This is a genomic window from Moheibacter stercoris, from assembly GCF_040545805.1.
GTDB lineage: Bacteria > Bacteroidota > Bacteroidia > Flavobacteriales > Weeksellaceae > Moheibacter > Moheibacter stercoris.
In genome coordinates, this window is sequence record NZ_JBEPMO010000005.1 from 60,525 (window position 1) to 72,424 (window position 11,900).

10 protein-coding genes are annotated in these 11,900 nt (G+C 37.3%); 2 read left to right on the forward strand and 8 right to left on the reverse strand.

The window, feature by feature from the left end; all coding sequences use genetic code 11:
- Positions 1-67 precede the first annotated feature (67 nt).
- Positions 68-1,603, forward strand: coding sequence for a YifB family Mg chelatase-like AAA ATPase (locus tag ABID46_RS05890; RefSeq protein ID WP_354508037.1), 1,536 nt, complete (start codon positions 68-70; stop codon positions 1,601-1,603).
- A 174-nt stretch (positions 1,604-1,777) separates the two neighbouring features.
- A complete protein-coding gene (locus ABID46_RS05895) occupies positions 1,778-2,824 on the forward strand; it encodes a DUF7452 domain-containing protein (protein ID WP_354508039.1) in 1,047 nt (348 codons plus the stop codon).
- A gap of 88 nt (positions 2,825-2,912) precedes the next feature.
- Here the strand turns inward: ABID46_RS05895 and ABID46_RS05900 are convergent, their stop codons facing one another.
- The 8 genes from ABID46_RS05900 to ABID46_RS05935 form a co-directional block, all read right to left on the reverse strand.
- On the reverse strand, positions 2,913-4,523 hold the full coding sequence (locus tag ABID46_RS05900) for a S8 family serine peptidase (protein ID WP_354508041.1): 1,611 nt from the start codon (positions 4,521-4,523) through the stop codon (positions 2,913-2,915).
- Between the two features lie 77 nt (positions 4,524-4,600).
- A complete protein-coding gene (locus ABID46_RS05905; protein WP_354508043.1) occupies positions 4,601-5,206 on the reverse strand; it encodes a WbqC family protein in 606 nt (201 codons plus the stop codon).
- Positions 5,207-5,279: 73 nt separating this feature from the next.
- A complete protein-coding gene (gene lepB, locus ABID46_RS05910) occupies positions 5,280-6,857 on the reverse strand; it encodes a signal peptidase I (RefSeq protein ID WP_354508045.1) in 1,578 nt (525 codons plus the stop codon).
- Between the two features lie 89 nt (positions 6,858-6,946).
- Positions 6,947-8,719 carry a MutS-related protein gene (locus ABID46_RS05915; RefSeq protein ID WP_354508047.1) on the reverse strand — a complete coding sequence of 591 codons (1,773 nt, stop codon included), beginning with the start codon at positions 8,717-8,719 and terminating at the stop codon, positions 6,947-6,949.
- A gap of 11 nt (positions 8,720-8,730) precedes the next feature.
- Positions 8,731-9,435, reverse strand: a complete 705-nt coding sequence (dapB, locus tag ABID46_RS05920) for a 4-hydroxy-tetrahydrodipicolinate reductase (protein ID WP_354508049.1) — start codon at positions 9,433-9,435, stop codon at positions 8,731-8,733.
- A gap of 57 nt (positions 9,436-9,492) precedes the next feature.
- Positions 9,493-10,098 (reverse strand): DUF5683 domain-containing protein, encoded by a 606-nt coding sequence (locus tag ABID46_RS05925; RefSeq protein WP_354508051.1) that lies wholly within the window; start codon positions 10,096-10,098, stop codon positions 9,493-9,495.
- Complete coding sequence (locus ABID46_RS05930; protein WP_354508053.1) at positions 10,095-10,973, reverse strand: ParB/RepB/Spo0J family partition protein; 879 nt, start codon at positions 10,971-10,973, stop codon at positions 10,095-10,097. Before ABID46_RS05930 ends, ABID46_RS05925 begins: the two co-directional genes overlap by 4 nt.
- A 62-nt stretch (positions 10,974-11,035) precedes the next feature.
- Positions 11,036-11,809, reverse strand: a complete 774-nt coding sequence (locus tag ABID46_RS05935; RefSeq protein WP_354508055.1) for a ParA family protein — start codon at positions 11,807-11,809, stop codon at positions 11,036-11,038.
- Positions 11,810-11,900: the final 91 nt, after the last annotated feature.

Here is an 11,900-nt window from a genome sequence, read left to right on the forward strand (position 1 = left end):
GTGTTTTCAAAAAAGTGTAGCAAGTTAAAAATAATTCTTAACTTATAAGTCTAAAACCAACTTGCTAATGTTAATACGAGTATACGGAGCCGCGATTTTTGGCGTTTCTGCCAAAACCATTACCATTGAAGTAAATGTAGATACTGGGATAGGTTACCATTTAGTAGGCCTGCCAGACAATGCTATTAAGGAAAGCAATTTCAGAATTAGTACCGCTTTGTTAAATACGGGATTTAAAATTCCCGGTAAAAAAATAACCATTAACATGGCGCCTGCTGATTTGCATAAAGAGGGTTCATCTTACGACTTAAGTATCGCAATGGGTATTCTGGCAGCATCTCAACAAATTCAATCAGAAGGAATTTCGGATTATTTAATTATGGGCGAATTGTCTCTTGATGGATCAATTCGTCCGATTAAAGGAGTTCTGCCCATAGCTGTTCAAGCAAGAGAAGAAGGATTTAAAGGATTTATTCTTCCGAAACAAAATGCCAAAGAAGCAGCGATTGTAACTGGATTGGAAGTATTGGGCGTAGAAAATATTTCGGAGGTTATTGATTTTTTTAATGGTGATGAAATAATTGAAGCGACACGAGTTGATTTGCACAAAGAATTTTATGATCAGTTGAATTCATTTCCTTTTGATTTTGCTGATGTCAAAGGGCAAGAAAATGTCAAACGTGCTTTGGAGATAGCAGCAGCTGGCGGTCATAATATTATATTGATTGGTCCTCCTGGAAGTGGAAAAACGATGTTAGCCAAAAGAATTCCGTCCATACTTCCGCCATTGAGTTTGGAGGAAGCTTTGGAAACCACGAAAATTCATTCGGTCGCAGGAAAATTGGGAGAGAATTCTTCTTTGATGACCGTAAGGCCTTATTCCTCACCGCATCACACGATTTCTGATGTGGGACTTGTTGGTGGTGGATCATTTCCGCAACCTGGTGAAATTTCGCTTGCGCATAATGGTGTTTTATTTTTGGACGAATTACCCGAATTCAAACGAACCGTTTTGGAAGTCATGCGTCAGCCATTGGAAGATCGCGAAATTACGATTTCAAGAGCAAAATTTACGGTAACCTATCCGTCTAGTTTTATGTTGGTTGCTTCTATGAATCCCAGTCCGAGTGGCTATTTCCCGGATGATCCCAATAATACTTCAAGTTTACAAGAGATGCAGCGGTATATGAACAAGATTTCTGGGCCTTTGATTGATCGAATTGATTTGCATATTGAGGTGAATCCGGTTCCATTTGATGATTTGTCCGCCGAGCGAAATGGCGAAAAAAGTATCGAAATTAGAAAAAGAGTAGAAGCAGCAAGGAATATTCAAACCAATCGATACAAAGATTTACCGAAGATTCATTACAATGCCCAAATGGGACCGAAAGAATTGGATGCTTATTGTCAATTGGACGAAACAGGAAAATCATTGATCAAAACAGCGATGGAACGATTGAATTTGTCGGCAAGGGCTTATGATCGGATTTTAAGAGTTGCCAGAACAATTGCAGATTTGGAAGGTTCTGAAGCATTGAAAAGTTACCACATCAGTGAGGCGATTCAATACCGAAGTTTGGACAGAGAAGGTTGGGGGTTGTAGGTCCTTGGACTCCCGATTGCTATCGGGACAGGATGATAGGGAGTAGGAAGTAGGAAGCTTCCTTCGCTTGACCAGGTAAGAATTAGGTTGTATATTCTTTCACTACCGATTTATGTAGTTGAGTGGGATGAGGTTGACATCTACTTTTGTGATAACTATTTAAAATTTAGTATCATGAAGAAATTACTACTTATTCAACTTTTTATTATTTCGAGTATCGTTTTGGGGCAATCCAAAATGTATGTTCACACAGCTACAACTGATAACATTGTGGGTTGGTCGACAAGATTGGATCATCCTGATTTAAATGGAAATCCCAACGCAGCAATTCTAATAGCGCATAGTTGGAATGGCGATGGTGCTCCTGGTGTTTACAATGACAATGTATCTGGAGTTCATTATGACGGTTCGGTTTGGTGGATTTACAATGAAGATACGTATGATTTGGTTGTGGGGTCAAAATACAATGTTTTTATTGGAGATCCTGACAATTTATTTATTCATCAAATAACGCACGATAATTTGATCGATGATTATTCGACGATTCTTCCAGAGGGTTATGCAGATGAATTTCTGTTTTTTACCAACAAATACAATGTTTACAATAATCATCGATTTTCTTGGGATTTGGTAGGTGAACGTCGTTATTTATACAATCCAGCTTTTACTTTGATCCCCATAAATGCTCGATTTCATGTGTATGAGCCAATGACAGAATTACTTTATACCCATGTCACAACTTCAGCCACAATCGTTAACAATTATACGCTTATTGACCATCCTGAATTAAATAATAATCCAACAGCAACATTTTTATTTTGCCATTTTTATGGTTTGAATGGTGAGGATACTGAAGTCAATATAAATAAAAATTTAGGTGTTTGGTACAATGGATCTAGATGGTCAATTTATACAGAAGATCAATCTCCGATGCCTGTAGGTCTTGTTTTTGATATCCTGATTGCTGACAATGAAATGTCTACCAATGATCCTGTTTCAGAAATGAAATTTACTGTATATCCCAATCCTGTTGTCAATGTGTTGAATGTAGATGCTGATTTTCCCATTGAAAAAATTGAAATCATGGATTTGACGGGACAAATTCTGAAAAATTCTTCAGACGTTACATCGATTGATATGAGTGATTTGCCAAAAGGTGTTTACATCGTTCATGTTAGTTCTGCCAATTCTAAATCCTCAAAAAAGGTTATTAAAAAATAAGGAAAATCAATTAAAAAAATAAAACCCAATAAAAAAAATCCTGCTAGATATTTTAGCAGGATTTTGATTTATAAGATTGTTTCAGGAATTATTTCTTCCCTTTGTATCTTTCTTCAGCCAATTGAACAGCTTTGTAGGCATCCACAACACCACCCGAAACGGAAATATCAGTTAATTGTGCATCTTTGTTTACAGAGTCCATTACAATTTCTTTTACTTCTTTTGCGGTGAATTTTGGATAGTGCGACCAAACCAAAGCAGCTACAGCAGCAGTGATTGGTGAAGCCATACTTGTTCCTTGTTCTTCTTTGTATTTGTTCGTTGGAACCAATGATAAAATTTCTGTTCCAGGCGCAAATACATCTACCGATTTTTTACCATAGTTAGAAAAACTTGCTACCAAATTCGTAGCATCTGGAGTTGAAGCTCCAACCGTTAACAAGGCTTCCACAACTTTGTTTCCTTTCTCATCAAAGTTTGTTGGGTAGTGAACAACTTCGTCAATGTTATCTCCGTCATTTCCTGCTGCCTTTACCAATAAAAGACCTTTTTTCTCAGCATATTTCATTGCTTCCCAAACCAAATCCTTTTCAGGTGAATGGCTTTTTCCGAATGACATATTGATAATTTTAGCTCCATTGTCTGCAGCATAACGAATTGCATTGGCCACGTCTTTGTCACGTTCGTCTCCATTTGGAACCGTACGTACACTCATGATTTGGATATGGTTTCCAGCGATTCCGTCAATCCCAAGATTATTTCCACGAACTGCTGCGATAACTCCTGCAACGTGCGTTCCGTGACCTGCGTCTGGACCTTCTACATCATTGTTACCGTATCCGATTTCACGTTTGTTGGCATAATCGTCTCCGACAATTCCTCTTGATTCAAAATCCACGTTGTAGTGGTAATTCACTTGACCTTCCAAATAGTCAACATATCCTTTTAATTCCGTCGAAATCTCATCATAGATTTGTGTCATGGTTTTACCATCCCAACTTTCTTTTGGTAGAATAGCAAACGCAATCATCCCGCTCATCGCTTCTTCAGACGGATTGTATTTTCCTAAATTTTCTTCTGTTACAAGACCATCACCATATTCTTTGATAATTGCTGGAAAACCTTTGTCAAGAGCTTCTTTCATCCCTTTGATTTGAGGCAACATACCGTTTGCTTCCGCTAATTTCTCTTGAATTTCTTTTTTGATTGCTACGTAATCAGCATATTCCGCTGGCTTAGCAGTTTGGTTGGCTTTGTTTTGAGCTTCGTCTTTTCCTTCAAACAAAGGCATGTATACATATTTGTATAGACGTGTTTTCTCTAAAGTATCACCGTCAACATTTTTTCCATCTTTTCCACCTAAAAAGCTCCATCCATGGATGTCATCAACATATCCGTTTTTGTCATCATCTTTCCCATTACCCGCTTTTTCTTTTGGGTTTACCCACATATTCGCTTTCAAATCTTCATGGTCTGCTTGAACTCCACTGTCCAAAATTCCCACAATCATAGAAGATGGTTTACGATTTTTTTGTTTCAAAAATTCGTGTGCTTTTTCAGTGTTGACACCATAAATTCCTGTAGCTTCTTTGTCAACGTTGTACCAAACGTTTTGAGATTTATCTTGAGCTGAAACTTGCGTGTATCCCGATAAAGATAAAGTGAACGCAAGTCCAAGAGTTAACCAAAATTTATTCATTTCTTGTGTTTTTATTAGTTGTTGCTTTATTTTTTATAATTTAATTTGGCTAGACAATACATCTTGTATGCCAAAATTTAAGATTTACGAAAAATCTTTGTAAAATAAGTAGCCGATTTTGGCCCTTCGTTACATAATAAATCCAAAATACTTAAATCGGGTTCAAAATCGAACTTCTCATCAAATACTTGCATATAGGGTTCCATTTCATAATTCGATTCTTTTTTGGAATTGAATTGGTTTCGAAAATCATTTTCTTCTGAAACAATCTGATAAGATTCTGTTGTATTGAAGCTTAAATCCAATTTCAATTTCGAATTGATGAATTCCATGGTTTTCAAATTCAAATCCAACAAAAATTTTTCTTTTTGTTCGAAAATTGGAATCAAATCATCTTCATAATATTCAAAATAAGGCGAACTTTTATAGGCAGAAACCAAAGATTTATAATGTTCCTTTTGCCAATTGTATTCGTCCGAAATTTCAATGTCTTTGAAAGTTCTTGCACCATTGTGCTTGGTTGGGATTGCTAAGCGAAGTTTGCCATTGGCTCCCATGATGAAACATCGATTTCGATAGGTTTGTTTTGGGAAATTTTCGTGTGCTTCAATTAAAAAATTTTCGGCGCGACTAAGCTCAGCGTAATAGGAGATAGGGCCGAAATAAAATGCTGGAAAAATCATGAATTATCCTTAAAAAATAATCATGTCAAGATTGCTTAATTGCTAAGACTCTTGACATGATTTGGGTATATACTTAGTTATTTTTTTCTTTTTCTTTTTTCTTTTTCACTCGGAAATAATCCCAAGTAAAGAAGGCAATCAACAAGGCCAAAACATAATAACGATAAGAAGTTTTGTCTGGATTGTCATTGTTGATGCTGGTCATGAATCGCTCCCAAATGAATTTTTTAGGCGCTGGTTCAAACACTCCGTTCATGTTTGCCCAAACCAAAATAGGACGACCGATGATGTGATCTTCTGGAACAGGTCCGAAGAATCTTGAATCCAAAGATTGGTTTCGGTTATCACCACTCATGAAATAATAATTTTGTTGAATGGTGTATTGGTTGGTTTCTTGTCCGTTGATGTAATATTTATCACCTACAACTTTCAATTCATTGTGTTCAAAATCGCGGATGATTCTTCGGTATAATTCAATGGTTGATTTATCCAATTTGACAACATCTCCTTTTTTCGGAACATAGTAAGATCCATAATAATCCTGGTTCCAATTTCGGTCAATTGGGAATGAATTTGCAGAATCGACTTTGGATGAATTGTGGAAACTTTGAGTTTCTTTTACTTCTTTTGGCGTAAAGAAACGAGTTGCTTTGATGTTAGGATTGGTTTCCAATCGCTTTACCATTTCAGGAGACAAAGCCATGAACATATAGTTGTAGGTTTCGCCTTCACGAGCTGGTACGCCCATATAACCATCTGGCCAAAAACGATAATCGACGTTTTGCAACAAACCATAGTCTTGATACAACAATTCTGGACTTAAAATGTTTTTGGAATTGATTCTATAACGATTCTGAATGATGGCATCTTTCTTTCCAACAAAAGGTTTTCCGTTGACAAACAAATCTCCATGGTCAAATTTCACCGAATCACCAGGCATTCCGACCAATCGTTTTACATAGGCATCGCGACGGTCAATTGCATCGTATAAAGAGTCAGCCGGATAATTAAATACCACAATATCATTTGATTTTAAAGAACTCCAGCCTGGCAAACGCATATAAGGCATTCTCGCTTTGTCCACATAGGCATTTCGGTTGATGAATTCCGAGAATGGGATTCCAATGGGTGTGAAAGGTACACGAACGCCTAAACTCACTTTTTCCACAAATAAGGCATCACCAATTTTGATAGTATTCTCCATGGAACCTGTTGGTACAACCATCGGTTGGATGAACCATGTGTGAACCAAGGTTGCCAATACTACTGCAAACAACAAAGAAGCGATAAAGGTTCCTTTGCGTTCTTCTGGTCCTTCGTAATCGGGTTTTTCAACATAATTCAAATAAAAGGCATACAATCCTAATGTCACAATCATCAAAATCGCATGGGTCCAAGTTTGTTTCCCAAAACTTCTAGCAAAATCAACCCAATAGACCGCCCACATAATAGGAGCCACAATCGGAGTGAACAATAAAATGATCCACCATTTTGGTCGTTGAATCAATTCCAAACCAATCCAAAAATTATAAAAAGGGATGAATGCATGAAGCGGATTTCTTCCAGCATTTTTGTACAATTGCCAAGTGGAAGCCCCGTAAATAAGGTTATAAAGTAAAAAACCGATGAGCCAATAAAGTAATATTTCCATAAATGAATCTGTCTCTAGTACTACAAATGTGTTACAAATATAAAAAGTTTAGAAAGCAATTTTGGGTTTTAAGTTTTCTCTAACAAAGATTAGTCAATTATCTGCATTTTTTTCATCAGAAAAGTCGCGCTTTTATTTCGACAAATGCCATCACGAAGTTTATAATCAAAAACCAATTCATCATTGATAATCTCCACTTCAAAACAACGGTTGGTAATTTGGTTGGGGTATTCCGATTCCATTTTGCAGACTTCAATATCATGCGTTGCAATCATTCCAATTGCTTTATTGGACATCAGTTTTCGTATGACGCCCATCGTTCCCGATTGTTTGTCATCTGAATTGGTTCCTCGTAAAATTTCATCTAACAGTACAAAAGAGGGAGTAGTGGAGAGATTGTCCATCAGTTCTTTCAATCGTTTCACTTCGGCAAAGAAATAGGATTCGCTGTCTGACAAAGAATCGGATTGTCGCATGGAAACCAAAACGGGAAGCGGATGAATATTGGCTTTTTTTGCACAAACAACCGAACCAATTCCAGCCAAAACCATATTGATTCCCAAAGTTCTCGAAAATGTACTTTTCCCAGACATATTGGAACCTGTCAAAATGGTAAAAGGCTTTTCCTCAAAGGAAATGTCGTTGGTAATCCGTTTCGTAGATGGAATCAATGGGTGACCGAGTTCTTCGAAATTTAGTTGAAATTCTTGGTTCAATTTCGGATAGACAAAAGAAGGATTGTTGTAGGCAAAATTGCTCAAAGAATTCAAGGCTTCAAATTCACCAATAACCTCCAACCAATTTTTCAATTGCGAGGCATGTTGCATTTTCCATTGGTTGAATTTTCTCAGGCGATGCGTATGATAAAAAATTGTTCCGTTCATCAAAATAGCACCAAACACATTTTGAATGTTGTTCAAATCAGCAAATAATTGCGAAAGTTGACGAATGCTTGAACTTGCTTTTTGATTTTCAACTTGAATTTTTTCTTGTAAATGAATCAATTTGGAACTTGCAAAAGTTTGGTTCTCAATTTCTTCTAACAATATTCCGTAGCCTTTGGTGATTTCGTCAATTCGGTCAGAATTCTCTATTTCTCGTTTGATTTTTTTGGCTTGTGAAAAAGAAAGAAGCAAATTCAATACAAACAATCCAAACAAATAATTGATGACCGAAACGCCTTGAATCCAACCATAGAAAGCCGTTGCAATCAAAACAACAGGAAGTAAATAGGAAGCAATATCCATGAACATTCCAGTTTTTTGAACCTTCATTTGGCTCCAATTGCTGAAGAATTCATAATCTTCTTGCTCGTCAGAAACATAGGATGAAATCGCTTCAAACTTTTGCCTCCAGCTAAGATTCTGAGCCAATTCTTCTATAGCGATTTGATTGTCCACTATATCTTTTGGTGAAAGATGTGAAACCAATAAATCGAAAAGTACCAAGGAACCTTTATAGGTATGCGTTCGGTTGAGATGCTGATACAATGAATTCGGGCCAAAAATATCCAAATCATAGGAGTGCGCATGCGAGGTATTGATAAATTCAGTTCCATCTGGAAAATTGACTTCGTTTTGGGTCAAATACTTCCATTCTTTCTGGTTGATTTCGAGAAGATTGGATTGAATTTGTAAATGACATTTTAGTTTCGAATGAATTTTGATCGTGACAAGAAAGAGCATCAAGCCAAGCAATAGTGCAACCCATCCCCAAATCAATTCTTTGGAAAATCCCACATAAAAAGACAGAATACATAGAATGAAAATCCCTAAACGGATGATGCTTAAGGTGGTAGATTTGCGTTTTTGTCGATCTAAATCCTGTTGAAATTGGGCAATACGGTCGAAATAGATCTGCATAGGAAATGAATTTAGGTTAATCCCAAAACATCTTTCATGGTGAAGAATCCTTGTTTCCCATGAATCCATTCGGCAGCAATCACCGCTCCCAAAGCAAAGCCTTTTCTGCTATGCGCTGTATGTTTGATTTCGATGGTATCGATGTCCGAAACGTAAGAAACAGTATGCGTTCCAGGAACATTTTCAATTCGTTTGGCGTAAATCGGTAAGTTTTTTTCTTCTGATTTTCCGTCCAATTCCCAGTTCGTCAAATTCGATTGGTCAAAAATTTGTTCGGCTAGTGAAATGGCTGTTCCACTCGGAGCATCCAATTTTTGGGTATGATGAATTTCCTCGATTTCCACTTGATATTGAGGGTAATTTCTCATCAATTTCGCCAAATGTGCATTCAATTCGAAAAACAAATTCACGCCCAAACTAAAATTCGAACCGTAAATAAAAGCAGCATTGTTTTCTTGGTTGATGGCTTTGATTTCCTCTAAACGATCCAACCAACCCGTCGTTCCAGAAATCGTCGGAATTTTATGTTCCAACAAGGTTTTGATATTTTCATAAGCTACTTCAGGATTGGAAAATTCAATGGCAACATCTACGTTTTCTAAATCTTGAGACGTCGGTTTTTGGTTCAATTTCGCCACGACATGATGTCCGCGTTCGATTAAGATTTCCTCAATCGCTTTTCCCATTTTTCCGTATCCGACAATTGCTATGTTCATGTAAAAAGTTTAACGTTTAACGTTTGAAGTTTCAGGACAGAAATTTCAATCAAAAATCTAAAATTTATAATTGACACCCATTCCCAAAGCCAAATCGAGGGTGTAATTGTTTTCAATAACCGTAGGTTGAAAGGACAAATCGGGATCTTTTTTTATCCCAAATAAATGCGCATCAACCGAAGCGTCCACAATGTTTAAAATATAAGCCAAAGCCGTTAGAGCAATGGCATAATCGCGTGTTCGTTTGCGATCATCTTGTATGTTGGCGATATTTTCCAAAGACATTTGTTGCAAGGTCGGATTCTCTAAGGGAACGCCGTACAATTTGTCCAAATAATAGCCTCTGTATTCTTTGTATTGATTGTTGTAATGAACGATAAATCCAACTCCTGTTCCTAAAACTCCCCACACCAAAGGTGCTTTCCACCATTTTTTATTGTACAATTGTCCCATTCCAGGTAGAATTGCCGAATAAAGGGAAGCGCGCATCGGATTTTTAGCGGTCAGATAATCAATGGTGTCCAATTTAAACTTTGGATCAACTGGAACGATTTCTGCTACAGTTGTAGAATCTGTCCCGAAATTTCGGGATGTTTCGTTTTCTTCTTGTGCAAAGCTGAAAACCGATAGGGAAAGTAGGAGGAAGGGAATTAATCTTTTCATTCGAATAATTTTCTCAAACGTTCAAAATCTTGATCTGATTTAAAGTCGATGACAATTTTTCCTTTTCCGTTGGCAGAACGTTTGATTTCTACTTTGGATTGGAAATGATCTGTGAAAAACAATTGCGCTTTTTTGTATTCGTTGGGCAATTCACCTTTTCCTAATTTCTTAGCAGCAGGTTTTTTCAAAGATTTGATCAAATTTTCCGTTTCACGAACCGACATATTTTCGGCAATCACTTTTTCGTAGATTTCCAATTGCATATCCACGTCTTCAATCGCGATGATTGCACGTCCATGACCCATCGAAATCATTCCGTCACGAATTCCTGTTTGAATGATTGGGTCCAATTTCAACAAGCGTAAGTAATTGGAAATAGACGCTCGATCTTTCCCAACTCGGTGACTCAATTGTTCTTGTGTCAAATTGATTTCGTCAAGCAAACGTTGGTAAGAAAGTGCAATTTCAATCGCATCCAAATCTTGGCGTTGGATGTTTTCCACCAAAGCCATTTCCAACATTTCTTGGTCATTGGCCAAACGCACATAGGCTGGAATGGTTTCCAGACCCACGATGGTTGAAGCGCGAAAACGTCTTTCACCAGAAATTAATTCATATCCATCCTCTATTTTACGAACGGTAATCGGTTGGATTACGCCCAAAACTGCAATGGATTTCACCAAATCATCCAAGGCATTTTTGTCAAAATTGGTTCTTGGTTGAAAGGGATTGGTTTTGATTTTCTTTAAATCGACTTCTACAATGTTTCCCACCAATTTATCGGCTCCTTTGTCAGAAGCAGAGATGACACTTGGTTCATCTTTCAATAAAGCGGAAAGTCCTCTTCCTAATCGACTATTTGCTTGTTTTGCCATTTTTGTTTTTGTATTAAGTCGTAAGTATTCAGTACTTGGTACAGGATACTTGCTACTATATTCTAAACGGTATCGTTGTTTTTTACTAAAAATTCTCGTGCCAAATTTAAATAATTTTCGGCTCCTTTACTTCCTGCATCATAGGCAATGATGGATTCACCAAAACTTGGGGCTTCAGAAAGACGAACGTTTCGCTGGATAATGGTATCAAAAACCATTTGTGGGAAATGACTATGAACTTCATCTACCACTTGGTTGGACAAACGCAAACGAGAATCGTGCATAGTCAATAACAATCCTTCGATGTCCAATTCTTTGTTATGGTGTTGTTGAATTCCCTTGATGGTGTTCAATAATTTCCCCAAACCTTCCAATGCAAAATATTCACATTGGATCGGAACAATCACAGAATCGGCTGCCGTCAAAGCGTTCAACGTAATCAATCCCAAAGAAGGAGCGCAATCGATGATGATGTAATCATAATCGTCTTTGATTTCTTTCAAAGCTTCACGTAATAAATATTCGCGGCTTTCATGGTCCACGATCTCAATTTCAGCCGCCACCAAATCCACATGCGCGGGAATGATGTCCAAATTGGGAGTTTCAGTCTTCAAAATGGCCTCTTTGGCCGAAATTTCATGTTCCAATACTTCGTAGGTGCCCTTTTCAACTTCTTCCACATTGATCCCCAATCCCGATGTAGCATTGGCTTGCGGGTCGGCATCAATCAAAAGAGTTTTCTTTTCCAATACACCCAATGAAGCAGCCAAATTAACCGAAGTTGTGGTTTTTCCAACTCCACCTTTCTGATTCGCAATCGCAACTATTTTACCCATAATTTTTGTCAAACGAGTGTAAAATTACAACTTCTACCACGAGGAATAAAATGGAACTCGGAAATTTTATAAACAAAGCGTTTGAAATGTA